Raw genomic sequence first — 14,203 nt, forward strand, 5'->3', positions numbered from 1 at the left:
GGCGGCGGTCGGAGGCGGCGAGACCGGGGCGCCGGTGCCGCGGGTCGGCTCGACGCCCACCCGGATCGTGGCCAAGGGCGCCGCCCTGCTGGTCGTGCTGACCCTGCTCTGGGGCTACGCCACCTTCCTGGCCGCCCGGGACGCGATGGACCTGCTCGCGGTCCGTACCCTCGGCACCCAGCTCGGCCAGCCGACCGACGCGCTGATCCTCGGCCTCCAGGCGGAACGCCGGCTCAGCATGGTCGAACTGGCCGCACCGGGTCAGCACCGGACCGCCCTGCTCGAACAGCGCACCCGCACCGACGCGGCGGTCGAGGCGCTGCGGCGGTTCACCGGCCGGACGGATCTCCGGCTGGCCACCGTCGGCGCGGTCCGGGAGCGGGCGGCGGAACTGGTCCGGCGGCTGGACGACCTCCGGCCGCTCCGCGACGACGTCGACGGTGGCCGGGTCGACCGCGCCAGCGCTGCCGCGTCGTACGGGACCATCATCGACGCCGGCTTCGCCGTGTACGGCTCGCAGTGGGCCAGCCGCCGGAGCGACCTGATCGAGGAGACCCGTACCCTCCTCGCGCTGTCCCGCGCCGCCGAACTGCTCTCCCGGGAGGACGCCCTGGTGGCCGGGGCGCTCGCCGCTCCCCGGTTGACCGGGGCGGAGCACACCCGACTGGTCGACCTCGTCGCGGTGGCCCGGTTCGTCCGGACCGAGGCCGGGGCCGGACTGCCCGGGGCCGAGCGGGCCGGCTACGACCGGCTGGTCACCGGCCCGGTCTTCGCGACCCTGCACGCCGCCGAGACGGAACTGCTGGAGGCCGACTGGGAGGGCGGAAGCCCACCGGTCCAGCCCGCCCGCTGGCAGGCGGCGACCGAACCGGCCCTGTCCGAGCTGCGGGCCCTGGTCACCGCCGGGGTGCGGGACAGCGTCGACCGGGCCACCCGGGGCGCGGCCGGGGTGGTCGCCCGGGCCGGTCTGGTCGGTGGCCTCGGCCTGGTGGTACTGGTGGCCGCCGCCGTACTGACCCTGCGCGGCACCCGGCGGATCGTCGCCCGGCTCGACGAGTTGGGCAGCGAGAACGCCGCCCTGACCGGTGCCCGGGACGACCTGGCGGCGGAGGTGGCCACCCAGCGGAACCGGGCCGCCTCGCTGACCGACCGGGCGGCAGAGCTGACCGCCCAACGCAAGCGCCTCGCCAGCCAGCGGGAGCAGCTCGTGGCGCAGACCGGGCGGCGGCAGGCGGAGACCGAGCGGGTGACCGAACGGGCCGCGCAGATCGCGGCCCGGCTCGCCGCGCACCAGCGGGCCCGGGAGGTCAACGTCTGGCTGACCCGGGAGAACCAGAGCCTGCTGCACCGGCAGATCGGCCTGCTCGACGCGCTGGAGCGGCGGGAGACCGACACCGAGGAGCTGGCCGAGCTGTTCCGGCTCGACCATCTCGCCACCCGGATCCGGCGCAACGTGGAACAGCTGATCAGCCTCTCCGGGGGTACGCCCGGCCGGCGCTGGCGGCGACCGGTGCCGCTGGTCGACGTCGTACGGGGGGCGGTGGCCGAGGTGTCGGACTATCCACGGGTACTGGTGGCTCCGAACTGGTCGGGCACGGTTGCCGGGCGGGCCCTGCCGGACCTGATCCACCTGCTCGCCGAGATCGTCGAGTCCGCGCTGCACGGATCGGCCCCGACGACGACGGTCCGGGTCGCCGGCGAGGTACGCGACGGCGGTCGGGCGATCATCGTCAGCGACGACGGCGTCGGCCGGGGTCCGGCCGAGCTGGACGCCGTCAACGAGTTGATCCGGGACACTCCCAACGCCGGGCCGCTCAACGGCGCGGTCGGCATGTACGTCGTCGGCCGGCTCGCCCGCCGGCACGGCGTGACCGTCGAACTGACGGCCGGGCCTCGGGGCGGGACCGCCGCGACCGTGCTGGTGCCGGCTACTCTGCTGGTCGAGACATCCGAGCCTGAACCAAGTCCCGCCCCGGGCACCACCAACGCCCCGGGGCGGCCGACCGACACCGCCGCCGGACAGCCGGCTGGTGCGCCCCGACCCGGGGCCGCCCCGGCCCTGCCGATCCGGGTCCGCCGTCCGGACCCGGACACCCCGGTCGGCACCCCGAGCCGGGCCGCTGGCCCCGCTCCGAACGGCGCGCCTGTCCGGCGCGCCGCAACCGACTGGTCGGCGACGATGGAGCTGCCGGTAGCGCTCCCGGCACCCACCGCCGACCAATCCGAGAGCAGCGAGAGGACGACAGGTGACTCACGCAGTGGTCACGACGGATAACCTGGTCCGGATACTCGACGAGTTCGTGGACCGGGTCTCGGCGGCCGAACACGCCGTCGCGCTCTCCCCGGACGGGCTGCTGCTCGGCGTCTCGCGGGGGGTCGGCGGCGAACTCGCCGACCAGCTCTCCAGCGTGGTCGCCGGGTTGCAGGCACTGGCCCAGGCCGCCTCCCGATATTCCGGCCCCGGTGGAGTGCGGCAGGTCATCGTGCAGATGCACCGGGCATTCCTGTTCGTGGCCGCGACCCGGGGTGGCGCGATCCTCGCCGTGCGGTTCGCCGGGGACGCCGACGTCGACGAGATGGCGTACGAGGTGGCGTTGGCGGCCGGCCGGGCGGACTCGCACCTGCCCACCTTCCCGGTACCGGCCGATGACCTGACCGGGGGGTGACACGCGGTGCACACCGGCGCAGGAGGCCGGCACGACGACGCCTGGTACGACCAGGACGCCGGGCCGGTGGTCCGCCCGTACGCGATGACGCGGGGCAGGACGCAGCCGATCCGGGGACAGTTCGATCTGATCTCCCTGGTGGTGGCCCGCTGGCCGGTGCCGCAGCGCGCCGAACTGACACCGGAACAGTCCGAGATCCTCGCCAGTTGTCACCGGCCGCTCTCGGTGGCGGAGATCGCCGCCGCGCTGGACCTGCCGGTCGGCACCATCCGGGTGCTGCTCGGCGACCTGCTGGACGCGGGCCTGATCGACACCCACGAGCCACCGGTGCTGGACGCGCCCTCGGAGGATCTGCTGGAGGCGGTGCTCGCCGGGCTGCGAGCGCTCTGATCCGCTCGGTCCGGGTCTGACGGGCGGGGGCGGCACGGCGTCGCCACCCGTGCAGCGAAAGGGAAAGTCACGTGCACAAAGTTCGACAACGTCCGGCGCGTACCCTGCCGGTCGCCATCCTCGACGTACTGCTCGCCGGGGTGGCGGCGGCACGCGCCCTGGTCCGCCGGGTGGCCGGGCTGCTGGCGGTACGCCCGAGCGACCGGGTGGTGGCGAGCGCGATCGTCGTCGCGGCGCTGGTCGCGGTCATCGGTACCGGGTTCCTCGTCGTGACGCTGCTCCGGACGCCGGACCAGTTCGCGCCGCTGGGTGTGGCGCCGCCGCCGTCCGCCGAGCCCGAGGTGGACGGGGACGCGGTGGACGATGCCAGTAGCAGCGCGACCCCACCCGCCTCCTCGCCACTGGCCCCGTCACCGACGTCCCGCCCCGGAACCCGGAACAGACCGGAGCGTGCCGCGTCACCGTCACCGGCTCCCCCGCCGCCGCTGGCCGCCCAATACGCGACCGAGGACGTCACGCTGCTCAACTACACCGCCTCGGTGACCATCACCAACCCCGGTCCGGGGCCGGCCACCGGCTGGCGGCTGGTCATCACCCTGCCCCGGACGACCCAGTCCGTCGCGGCGGTGAACGGCGCCGAGGCCAGCCGCGACGGTGCCACCTGGACCTTCGTCCCGGACCAGGGGACCAGTCGGGTGCCGGCACGCGGCTCGGTGCAGGTGCGCTTCCGGGTCGACGGCGCGCTGATCGACGGAGAGCCGACGGCCTGCACGATCAACAACCGCCCCTGCCAGGCGTAACAACCCGCCACCTGCCACCGGCCACAACCCGTCACCCGGCACCGCCAGCCACCAGCCACAACCCGTCACCGGCCACAACCCGCCGCCAGCCACGAGGTCGCCCGGTCGGCCGCCGCCTGGGCCGGTTGCTACCCGCGCGGATGCGAGCCTCCGCTGCGATGGCCACAATCCAGGTCATGGATCAGACCTCGATCGACCTCGGGCCGGCCTTCTTCGCCGTACTGGCCGCGCTCGCACTGCTCGGCGCCGGGGTCGTCGGCTGGGCCCGGCTCGGCCCGGGCCGGGCGGTACTGACCGCCTCCGTCCGGGCCGCGATCCAGTTGGCGGCGGTCTCCGCGATCATCGTCCTGGTCCTCCGCTCCTGGTGGTCGACGCTGCTCTTCGTCGTCGTGATGTACCTGGTCGCGGCCGGCACCTCCGCCCGCCGGGTCACCGGCGGACGCACCGGCTGGGTCACCCTGCTCCCCATCGGGCTCGGCGTCGCCCCGGCGCTGACCCTGCTCGTCGGCACCGGTGCCGTACCGCCGACACCGCTGGCCGTACTGCCGACGGCCGGGATCCTGATCGGTGGCGCGATGACGGCGACCAGCCTGGCCGGTCGACGCGCTCTGGACGAGTTGCGGACCCGGCACGGCGAGTACGAGGCGGGGCTCGCCCTCGGCTTCACGGATCGGGACGCCGCCATGGAGGTCTGCCGGACGTCGGCCGGCCAGGCTCTGGTACCGGCCCTCGACCAGACCCGTACGGTCGGACTCGTCACGCTGCCCGGCGCGTTCGTCGGCGTACTGCTCGGTGGTGCCGGACCGGTGCAGGCCGGCGCCACCCAACTGCTCATCCTCGTCGCGCTGCTCGCCGTGGAGGCCGTCGCCATCGCCGGTACCGTCGAACTGGTCGCCCGGCACCGGTTGACCGCCGCCCCGCAGCCGGCCGACTCCCTCCCCACCCGCCGCCGAGGATTCCGGCCGCCGACGCCCCGGTCCCATCCTCCCGCCGGTCGGAGACCCGACCCACCGACCCGATGACCGACCCACCGACCCGATGACCGGCCAGTGCCGCGGCAGCCCCACTGAGCTGCTGGTCAGGCATGGCTTATCTTACTTAGGTGCCCCTAACCCTCCGCACCCCGGCAGCACCGGGCCAGGCGCCACCGCGACCTCCCCGGACCACGGCCGGTCGGCGTACCGGTCTGGTGCTGGTGCTGCTCGCCGCCGTCGCGCTGGCCTCTCTGGCGAGCGTGCTGATCGGCGCGAAGCACGTACCGCCGGGCGAGGCGTTGCGGGCGTTGACCGGTGACCGGAGCGGAGACGCGCTGCTCGTCGCGGAACTGCGCTTCCCGCGTACGCTGCTCGGCCTGCTGGTCGGGATCGCGCTCGGGGTGGCCGGCACGCTGGCCCAGGAACTCACCCGCAACCCGCTCGGCGACCCCGGACTGCTCGGCATCTCGGCCGGAGCCGCCCTGGCGGTGGCGACCAGCATCGGGGTCTTCGGGCTGACCTCGCCCTACCAGTACGTCTGGTTCGCCTTCCTCGGTGCCGCCCTGGCCGGTGCCCTGGTCTACGCCATCGGCGGTGCGGCCCGGGCGTCCGCGAGCCGGGGTGGTGCCTCCCCGGTCAAACTCGCGCTCGCCGGTGCGGCGGTCACCGCCCTGCTGATGAGTCTCACCCACGCGCTGGTACTGCTGGACGTCCGCACCCTGGACCAGTACCGGTTCTGGGCGGTCGGCTCGCTCGCCGGCCGGGACGGTGCACTGGCCGGTCAACTGAGCCCGTTCGTCCTGGCCGGGCTGCTGCTGGTCGCGGCCATCACGCCGAGACTCAACGCGCTCGCCCTCGGCGACGACCTCGCCGGCTCACTCGGGGTACGGGTCGGCACCACCCGGTTGCTCGGCGCGGTCGGGGTGATCCTGCTGACCGGTGCCGCCGTGGCCGCCGCCGGCCCGGTCACCTTCGTCGGGCTGGTCGTCCCACACCTGGTACGCACCTTCACCGGTCCCGACCTGCGCTGGCTACTCCCCGGGTCGGCGCTGGCCGGCGCGACGCTGCTGCTCGGCGCCGACACCCTCGGCCGGCTGCTCGACCATCCCGGCGAGGTACAGGCCGGCGTGGTGACCGCGATGATCGGCGCACCCTTCCTGATCGTCCTGGTCAAGCGCGGCCGGTTCCGGGAGCAGACCCGATGACCCTCGGCCTCCCCGATCGGGCCGCCCCCGCCACGCCGCCCGCAGCGCCCACGCCGGTCGGCGGGGCGGTGTCCCGGCGGGATCGGGTCGGGTGGGAACTGGCCGGGTTCGGCGGGATCGTCCGGCCCCGGGTGGTCGGGGTGGTGCTGCTGGTGGTCGCGCTCGCCGTCGCCGGGCTGGTCGCCTCGGTCTCGGTCGGCGAGTTCCCGATCCCGGTCGGTGACGTCGTGGCCGCGCTCACCGGCACCGGCGGCGCGGACGCCACGCTGATCGTGCGCGAGCTGCGGCTGCCCCGGGCGCTGACCGCGCTGCTGGTCGGCTGCGCGTTCGGGCTGGCCGGCGCGCTGATGCAGGCGGTCACCCGCAACCCGCTGGCCAGCCCGGACCTGATCGGCATCACCGCCGGGGCGAGCACCGGCGGGGTGGCCGCGGTACTGCTCGGCGGGGTGACCTCGGCCGGCGCCGGCTCGTACGTCAGCGTGCCGTTCGGCGCGCTGCTCGGTGCGCTGGTCGCGGCGAGCATCAGCTACGGGATGGCGTTCCGGGACGGCGCCATCACCGGTTTCCGGTTCGTACTCGTCGGCATCGGCGTGCAGGGGGCGCTGACCGCGCTGACGAGCTGGCTGCTGGCCCGGGCCGACATCGACGAGGCGTCCCGGGCGATGGTCTGGCTGACCGGCTCGCTGAACGGACGCGGCTTCGAGCACGCCTGGTGGAGCGGGCTGGCCCTGCTGGTGGCCGTACCGGTGGTGCTGGCGCTGATCCGGCCGTACCAGTTGCTCCAGTACGGCGACGACACCGCGCGAGCGCTGGGTCTGCCGGTGGACCGGGCCCGGGTCGTACTGCTGCTCGCCTCGGTCGTGCTGGCGGCGGTGGCGACGGCGGCGGCCGGCCCGATCGGTTTCGTGGCGCTCGCCGCGCCGCAGATCGCCCGACGGCTCACCGGCACCGCGAACCTGCCGCTGCTGACCAGCGGCTGCGTCGGCGCGGCCCTGCTGCTCCTCGCCGACCTGGCGGCCCGGCTGCTACTCGCGCCGATCGAGCTGCCGGTCGGCGTCGTCACCGGTGCGGTCGGTGCGCCGTACCTGATGTGGTTGCTGGCCCGGGCGAACCGGGTCGGCCGGGCCGGCTGAATGAACCCTTCTCAGCCCCTCGCGACGAGCAGATGGAGGACGGGATGACCGCACTGTTGGGCAGCGACCTTCGGCTGGGGTACGGCGACCGGATCGTGGCCGATGGCCTCGACATCGAGCTGCCGGCCGGCAGGGTCAGCGCGCTGGTCGGGCCGAACGCCTGCGGCAAGTCGACGGCGCTGCGGGCGCTGTCCCGGCTGCTGGCACCGGCCGCCGGGGTCGTCTATCTCGACGGGGACCCGATCGCCGGCTTGTCCAACCGGGAGCTTGCCCAGCGGCTGGCGCTGCTGCCGCAGTCGCCGATCGCCCCGGACGGGATCACCGTGCGGGACCTGGTGGCCCGGGGGCGTACCCCGCACCAGCACTGGTGGCGGCAGTGGTCCCGGGCCGACGAGCAGGTCGTCGACGCGGCGCTGGCCGCCACCGGCACCGCCGAGCTGGCCGACCGGAACGTCGACGAACTCTCCGGCGGGCAGCGGCAGCGGGTCTGGATCGCGCTGGCGCTGGCCCAGGACACCCGGGTACTGCTGCTGGACGAGCCGACCACCTATCTGGACCTGGCCTACCAGGTGGACGTACTTGAGCTGGTCGCCGAGCTGAACCAGCGGGACGGCACCACGGTGGTGATGGTGCTGCACGACCTGAACCAGGCGTGCCGGTACGCCGACCACCTGGTCGCGATGCGGGCCGGTACGGTCGTCGCCGCCGGACCGCCGACCGAGGTGGTGACCCCGGAGCTGGTACGCGAGGTGTTCGGCCTCGACTGCCGGATCATTCCCTGCCCGGTGGCCGGCACCCCGATCGTCGTACCGGAGGGGCGTCCCCGCCGATGACCGGAGGGGCGTCCCCGCCGGTGATCGGCCCTGACGGATGCCGGGAGTCGTGACGGGTCGGTGACCAGCGGCGACACGAGGTCGGCGTGATCGGCTTCGCAGTTTCCATTCGGCGGCGAGCAAGGTTAACCTAACTGCGAAGTAGGAGAGCCTTACCTTAGTAACGGGAAGAAGGAACATTCCATGCGTCGATTCGCGCGCGGTCGCGGGGCAGCACTCCGGCTCGCCGCCGGCCTGACCGGGCTGGCCCTGGCCGTCGGGCTGTCGGCCTGCGGCACCTCGGACGCGACGGGCGGGTCCGACCCCGGCCAGGGGGCTGCCGCCGCCGACGCCGGATTCCCCCGCACCATCACCCACGACAAGGGCAGCACCGAGCTCAAGGCGAAGCCACAGCGGATCGTGGCGCTGGACAACAGCCTGGTGGAGGCGGTCGTACTGCTCGACCGGCCGCTGGTCGGCGGGATCGCCAGCTATCGCAACCAGAAGACCTTCCCGGACTACCTCGGCGACGCGGTCAAGGACACCAAGGACATTGGCCCGCTGGACAACCCCAACCTCGAACTGATCGCCTCGCTCCGGCCGGACCTGATCGTGTCGGCGACCGTCCGGCACGAGGCTCTCTACGACAAGCTCTCCGCCATCGCGCCCACCGTCTTCGTCAAGACCACCGGCCCGATCTGGAAGGACAACATCACCCTGCTGGGCAAGGCCCTCGGTGAGGAGGCCAGGGCCGAGCGGGAGCTGACCGCGTACGAGGCGCGGGCCAAGAAGATCGGCGACGAGGTCAACGCCAAGGCGAACAACCCGTCCGTCTCGGTGGTCCGGTTCGTGGACGGCCCGACCCGGCTGATGGCGAAGGCGTCGTTCATCGGCATCATCCTGGCCGACACCGGGCTGAAGCGCCCCGCCTCGCAGAACGAGGAGACCTTCTCCACCGAGATCAGCGAGGAGCAGATCGAGTTGGCCGACGCGGACCACATCTTCGTCACCACCTACAGCGGCGGCGAGGGCTACCGGGAGAGGTTCCAGGCCAACCCGTTGTGGAACCGGCTGGCCGGGGTACAGGCCAAGCACGTCTACGAGGTCAGGGACGAACTCTGGATGACCTCCGTCTCGGTCCAGGGCGCCCATTTCGTCCTCGACGACATCGCGCAGACCTTCCAGGTCGACCCCGCGAAGTAGCGCCGTGCGGCTCTATCTGACCGCGCTCAACCCGACCGACTCGGTACTCGACGGCTTCCTGCCGGCGGCGGCCCGGCTCGGGCTGCCGGTGACGGTGTTGACCGACCAGCCCAGCGCCTGGCCGGCGAGCCCGGCCCAACGGTCCGGGGCGGAGGTGGCCGGCGCGGACGTCCGCGACGTACGGGGCGTACTCGACGCGGTGTACCGGCGTCGCGGCCGGCCCGCCGACCGGGGCGAACGGCCGGTCGCGCTGCTGTCCAACAGCGACCACCTTCAGACCCCCACCGCGCTCGCCGCCGAATACCTGGGACTGCCCGGCAAGGACTGGCGGGCGGCGCTGCGGAGCAAGGACAAGCGGCTGACCCGGCGTACCGTCGCCGACGCCGGACTGGACCGGGTGGCCGCGGTGGCGCTCGGCCCGGAGGATCCACCGGAGTTGGCCGGGACCGTGCCGTTTCCGGCGGTGGTGAAGCCCCGGGAGGGCGTGGCCAGCGAGGACGTCTATCTGGTCGACGGGGTGGCCGAGCTGCGCCGCCGGGTCGCCGAGATCCGCGCCCGACGCCCCGGCCAGGGGCTGCTGGTCGAGGAATACCTGACCGGCGACCTGCACACCCTGGAGACACTCGGCGACGGCGAGACCATCGCCGTGCTGGGTGGCTGGCGGACCAGCCTCGGGCCGCCGCCGACCTTCACCGAGGAGGCCCTCGACTGGGCCCCCGACCTGCCTGCGCCGGTACTGGCCCAGGTGCTCGCCCAACTCGACGCGCTCGGGGTCGGCTTCGGCGCCTGCCACACCGAGTTCGTCGTCGCCGACGGGCGGGCCCGGCTCGTCGAGGTCAACTACCGGCTGATCGGCGACCGGGTCGACCTGGTGATGGCCGAACTGCTCGACCTGCCGCTCTTCGCGCACGTCATCCGGATCCACGCCGGTGATCCGCTGCCGCCCCTGCCCGACCCGGTACGCCTGGCCCGGCACGCCCGGGTCGAATGGGTCTGCGCCGACCGTTCCGGGACCCTGGTCGCCGCGCCCGGCCCGGTGGACGCGACCGGGCCGGCCGGGGTGCTGCTCGGTTCCCGTCCACTGCGGACGGTCGGGGTGACCGCGCCGCTGACCGGCACCAACCGCGACTACCTGGCCGCGCTGCACGGCATCGGCCCCGATCCGGCGACCGTGCGCGACGCGCTCCGCGACTTCCGGGCGGCCCACCGCTGGAAAATCGAGTGATGGCGGCGCGACGAGGAGCGGACAAGAGCAGCGGACCCGGCGGCGGCCTCCGCCGGCGGGATCACCGGACCTCCGCAGGCGATGCGGTGGCCGGGGCCGGCGGCGACGCCGCCGAGCGGCAGCTCTTCCAGCGGGTACTGGACGCACTGCTCCGGGAGGACCACCTCGGCCTGGCCGGCAACGGGCACCGGAGCGGCCGATGGTGGCTGACCCGGATTCCCGGCGCCCGGCTGCGGCTGCCGATCCAGCCGGACGGTTTCCAGCACGAGCTGCGTACCGCCCGACCGGAACTGCTGGTGCTGTCCAGCGAGGAGAGCGACTCGGGTGTGTCGGGGCGGGTGGTGCGGAGCCTCGACGGGTTGCTCGACGTACTCGCCCCGACCGACGATCCGGAGGCCGAAGCGGGGTGGGCCGCGTTCCGCGCCGAGTGCCGGGACGATCTCGTCGCCCGGCGGCTCGCCGCGCAGACCCGCTCCCGGGTGCACGCCGAGTTGCTCGCCGCCCGCGCCCGTACGCCGGACGGGATGGCGGGAGCGCTGCTCGACGACGTACTGGCCGCTCGGACGGATCACCCGGTCTATCCGACCAGCCGGGCCCGGATCGGCCTGGACCGCACCGCCCTGCTCCGGTACGCCCCGGAGCACGCCCCGACCTTCGCGCTGCGCTGGCTGCCGGTGCCCCGCGCCGAGCTGACCCTGACCGGCGCGCTGCCGGACTGGTGGCCGCAGTCCGGGGAGCCGTCGACCGTACTGCTGCCGGTGCACCCGGTCACCGCCGACCGGCTCCACCTGCCGGTCCGCGCCGACGCGCCCGAGGTACTCGTCCGGCCGACCCTGTCGACCCGGACGGTGGCGCTGGTCGCCGACCCGTACACGCATCTGAAGCTGCCACTGGCCACGGCGGCGCTCGGGGCCCGGAACATCCGTACCATCGCACCGGGCACCCTGGTCGACGGCGCGGAACTGCACCGGCTGCTGACCCGGATCGCGGCGGCTGAGCCAGCGTTCGCGGGTCGGATCCTGCACGCCGACGAGAGCTGCTACGGCCATGCCGGCGACCCGGTCCGGTCCTTCCTGGTCCGCCGCTTCCCGGCCGAGCTGGCCGGGCGGACCGTGGTCCCGGTCGCCGCGCTGGCCGCCGAGGATCCGGCCGGCGGGACCGTCGCGCAGCGGGTGGGCGGGCCGGACCCGCGCGCCCTGCTGGAGTCCTATCTGGACCTGTTGGTCGACTGGCACGGTTATCTCTGGCTGCGGCACGGCATCGCACTGGAGGCACACCAGCAGAACATCCACCTCGTCCTCGACCCGCCCGACAACACCGCCCCGGACACCGACACGACGCCGGGCACCGCCCCGGGCACTGGCACGACTCCCGGCACTGGCGGCGCTCCCGGGGCGGGCGGCACTGGCGTGGTCGGCGGGGTGGCCGCGGGCGGCCGGGTCGCGCGGGGCCCGACCGGATCGGGCGGCGGCGGCCGGCTCCGGCTGCTCTACAAGGACAACGACGGTGCCCGACTGGTCCGGCGCCCCGGGCCGGCGCTGCGGGACGAGCGGATGTGGATCGGGGATCCCGGCGAGCTGGCCGACGTCTTCACCACGATCACCCTGCACCTCGCCGCGACCGCACCACTGCGCGCCCTCGCCGAGCAGGGCGTGCCGGTGCCGACCCCCGGCACCGCGCTGCGGTCCCGGCTGCTCGCCACCCGGGACCGCTGGACCGCCAGCCCACCCCGCACGCCCCCGCCCCGCACGGCCCGCCCCGGCCCGCCCGACGCCACCAACACACCCGGCCCGGCTCACCGCACGGACACAGCCAATCCGGACGACGGCGCCACCGACGCACCCGACCCGGACGGCGCCACCGACGTATCCGGCCCGGACGGCTGCGCCACGAGCGCGTGCGGCCCGGCCGGCGACAGTTCCGGACCGGCCGGCTGGGACGTGGCCGCCGCCGGGCGGCTGCTCACCGAGCGCGTCCTGACCGCCGACCACCTTCCGGTCAAGGCGATGCTCACCGCCGGAACGCTGCTGCCGAAGCAGCGCACCGGCTGTGCCGACATCAACAAGTACTACCTGCGTACCGGCCCCAACTATCTGCGGTCCGATCGGTGACCGCGCTTCGGGGCGGGCCGCGTCGCGGCAAGGAGCTGTCGATGACCGCCGCTGTGTCCCGGCCGACCGCCGACGTCGCCAGCACGCACACGCTGCTCGGCTGCGTCGCCCGGGAGGTCGCCGGTCCGGAACGGCAGACCACGCTGGCCGACGGGCACGCCGTGGTACGCCTGCCGCGCAGCGCCGTACTGCTGCGCTGTGCGGTGGCCCGGGTCTCCGAGGTGGGGGCGCACCGCTACGAGGGGCCGGTGCAGCGGTTCTCCGCCGGCACCTGGTCACCGGTTGACGCGGCCGGACTCGCCACCCTGGTCGCCGACGAGCTGACCCTGCGCACCGGCGTACGCAACGACGAGTTCGCCGGGCAGGTGGTGGCGAGCCGGGACGCGCTGGACCGGGTACTCCGGTTGCGCCCGCCCGCCGATCCGGACCCGACCGGCGACCCGGTGGTCGACTCCTATGTGGACTCTGAACAGTCGCTGGTGCACGGCCACCCCCGACACCCGGCCCCGAAGTGGCGCAGCGGCGACGTCGAGGCGTGGAACGCGTACGCTCCCGAGCTGCGTACCAGCCTGCGGCTGCGCTGGATCGGGGTGCCGGAGGGGCTACTCGGCTCGGACGGACCGTTCGACGAACTGATCGACGTACTCGATCCGCCCCCGGCGCCGGTCGGGCACGCCGTACTGCCGGTGCATCCCTGGCAGTACGAGCTGTCCGGGCCACTCGACCCCCGGCTGCGCGACCTCGGCGTGGCCGGTACCGTGCTGCGCCCGACCGCCAGCGTGCGTACCCTCTACGCACCTCGGGCCGACCTCTTCGTCAAGACCAGCCTGCACATCCGGATCACCAACTGCGTACGCAAGAACGCCCGCCACGAGCTGACCGGTGCGGTGGCGCTGACCCGACTCCTCGCCGAACTGCCCCTGCCGACCGGGGTGGCGCTGCTGCCCGAGCCGGCGTACCGGACGGTGGAGCTGCCGGGGCTGGACGAGAGGTTCGGGGTGATCCTGCGGGGCGGGTTGCGCCCGCACCTGGCCGAGGGCGAGACGCCGCTGATCGCCGCCGCCCTGGCCGCCGCGCCGCTGACGGTGGCGGATCCGGTCGGCTGGTGGCAGGCGTACGTCCGGTTGCTCGTCCCGGCCGTGCTGGAACTCTGGTGGCGGCACGGGGTGGTGCACGAGGCCCACCTGCAAAACGTGGTGGTGGTGCTGGACGCCGAACGGTGGCCGGTCCGGATGCTGCTGCGCGACCTGGAGGGCGTCAAGCTCGACACCGAGCGCCGGGCCGACTGGCTCGCCGGGCTGCCGGCCCCGATCGGGTACGACCCCGAGCAGGCGTTCAACCGGGTCAGCTACTGCCTCTTCGTCAACCATCTGGTGGAGCTGGCCGGGGCGCTGGCCGACGCGCACCCCGGGGTCGAGGCGCGACTCTGGGCGGCGCTGCGCGAGGTGGTGGGTGAGACATCCGCCCGGCTCGGCGATCCGCCCCGGCTGCGCGCCCTGCTGGCCGGCGTACCGCTGCCGGTCAAGGCCAACCTGCTGGTCCGCTGGCAGCGGGCCGCCGACCGGCAGGCCGACTACCTGCCGTTCCCCAACCCGATCGGCGGCGGCTGGTGAGTGCGAGGAGTGAGCCGGGGTTGCGAGCCCCACAGCACGAACGAAAGGCATCGCGGTGAGTGCGAGGAGTG

Annotated in this window: 12 protein-coding genes; all 12 read left to right on the forward strand. The window is 74.2% G+C overall.

What is annotated here, in order from left to right; genetic code table 11:
• The first annotated feature begins 34 nt into the window (after window positions 1–34).
• The 12 genes from Pma05_RS20050 (at window position 35) to Pma05_RS20105 (ending at window position 14,132) form a co-directional block, all read left to right on the forward strand.
• Window positions 35–2,275, forward strand: a complete 2,241-nt coding sequence (locus tag Pma05_RS20050; protein ID WP_203858962.1) for a sensor histidine kinase — start codon at window positions 35–37, stop codon at window positions 2,273–2,275.
• Complete coding sequence (locus Pma05_RS20055) at window positions 2,259–2,666, forward strand: roadblock/LC7 domain-containing protein (protein WP_239312689.1); 408 nt, start codon at window positions 2,259–2,261, stop codon at window positions 2,664–2,666. Before Pma05_RS20050 ends, Pma05_RS20055 begins: the two co-directional genes overlap by 17 nt.
• A 6-nt stretch (window positions 2,667–2,672) precedes the next feature.
• Entirely contained in the window at window positions 2,673–3,056 is a 384-nt protein-coding gene (locus Pma05_RS20060; RefSeq protein ID WP_275414715.1) for a DUF742 domain-containing protein, read from the forward strand.
• A gap of 71 nt (window positions 3,057–3,127) precedes the next feature.
• Window positions 3,128–3,856 (forward strand): cellulose binding domain-containing protein, encoded by a 729-nt coding sequence (locus Pma05_RS20065; RefSeq protein ID WP_203858964.1) that lies wholly within the window; start codon window positions 3,128–3,130, stop codon window positions 3,854–3,856.
• A gap of 176 nt (window positions 3,857–4,032) precedes the next feature.
• Entirely contained in the window at window positions 4,033–4,878 is an 846-nt protein-coding gene (locus tag Pma05_RS20070; RefSeq protein WP_203858965.1) for an ABC transporter permease, read from the forward strand.
• Window positions 4,879–4,958: 80 nt separating this feature from the next.
• Window positions 4,959–6,035 (forward strand): FecCD family ABC transporter permease, encoded by a 1,077-nt coding sequence (locus tag Pma05_RS20075; RefSeq protein ID WP_239312691.1) that lies wholly within the window; start codon window positions 4,959–4,961, stop codon window positions 6,033–6,035.
• Complete coding sequence (locus tag Pma05_RS20080) at window positions 6,032–7,168, forward strand: FecCD family ABC transporter permease (protein WP_203858966.1); 1,137 nt, start codon at window positions 6,032–6,034, stop codon at window positions 7,166–7,168. Before Pma05_RS20075 ends, Pma05_RS20080 begins: the two co-directional genes overlap by 4 nt.
• A gap of 44 nt (window positions 7,169–7,212) precedes the next feature.
• The gene (locus tag Pma05_RS20085; RefSeq protein ID WP_203858967.1) at window positions 7,213–8,001 is read left to right on the forward strand and encodes an ABC transporter ATP-binding protein; all 789 of its coding nucleotides are present in this window, start codon (window positions 7,213–7,215) and stop codon (window positions 7,999–8,001) included.
• A 183-nt stretch (window positions 8,002–8,184) separates the two neighbouring features.
• Window positions 8,185–9,183 carry an ABC transporter substrate-binding protein gene (locus Pma05_RS20090; protein WP_203858968.1) on the forward strand — a complete coding sequence of 333 codons (999 nt, stop codon included), beginning with the start codon at window positions 8,185–8,187 and terminating at the stop codon, window positions 9,181–9,183.
• 4 nt (window positions 9,184–9,187) lie between these two features.
• The gene (locus tag Pma05_RS20095; protein ID WP_203858969.1) at window positions 9,188–10,408 is read left to right on the forward strand and encodes an ATP-grasp domain-containing protein; all 1,221 of its coding nucleotides are present in this window, start codon (window positions 9,188–9,190) and stop codon (window positions 10,406–10,408) included.
• Window positions 10,408–12,519 carry an IucA/IucC family protein gene (locus Pma05_RS42625; protein ID WP_239312693.1) on the forward strand — a complete coding sequence of 704 codons (2,112 nt, stop codon included), beginning with the start codon at window positions 10,408–10,410 and terminating at the stop codon, window positions 12,517–12,519. Before Pma05_RS20095 ends, Pma05_RS42625 begins: the two co-directional genes overlap by 1 nt.
• A gap of 41 nt (window positions 12,520–12,560) precedes the next feature.
• On the forward strand, window positions 12,561–14,132 hold the full coding sequence (locus Pma05_RS20105) for an IucA/IucC family protein (protein ID WP_203858970.1): 1,572 nt from the start codon (window positions 12,561–12,563) through the stop codon (window positions 14,130–14,132).
• The last annotated feature ends 71 nt before the right edge of the window (window positions 14,133–14,203 follow it).

Source organism: Plantactinospora mayteni (genome assembly GCF_016862935.1).
Classification (GTDB): domain Bacteria; phylum Actinomycetota; class Actinomycetes; order Mycobacteriales; family Micromonosporaceae; genus Plantactinospora; species Plantactinospora mayteni.

Excerpts from the sequence above, each read along its gene's own strand:
- Pma05_RS20090 (WP_203858968.1), top strand. The coding sequence starts at position 8,185 with ATGCGTCGATTCGCGCGCGGTCGCGGGGCAGCACTCCGGCTCGCCGCC.
- Pma05_RS42625 (WP_239312693.1), top strand. The coding sequence starts at position 10,408 with ATGGCGGCGCGACGAGGAGCGGACAAGAGCAGCGGACCCGGCGGCGGC.
- Pma05_RS20070 (WP_203858965.1), top strand. The coding sequence starts at position 4,033 with ATGGATCAGACCTCGATCGACCTCGGGCCGGCCTTCTTCGCCGTACTG.
- Pma05_RS20085 (WP_203858967.1), top strand. The coding sequence starts at position 7,213 with ATGACCGCACTGTTGGGCAGCGACCTTCGGCTGGGGTACGGCGACCGG.
- Pma05_RS20080 (WP_203858966.1), top strand. The coding sequence starts at position 6,032 with ATGACCCTCGGCCTCCCCGATCGGGCCGCCCCCGCCACGCCGCCCGCA.
- Pma05_RS20105 (WP_203858970.1), top strand. The coding sequence starts at position 12,561 with ATGACCGCCGCTGTGTCCCGGCCGACCGCCGACGTCGCCAGCACGCAC.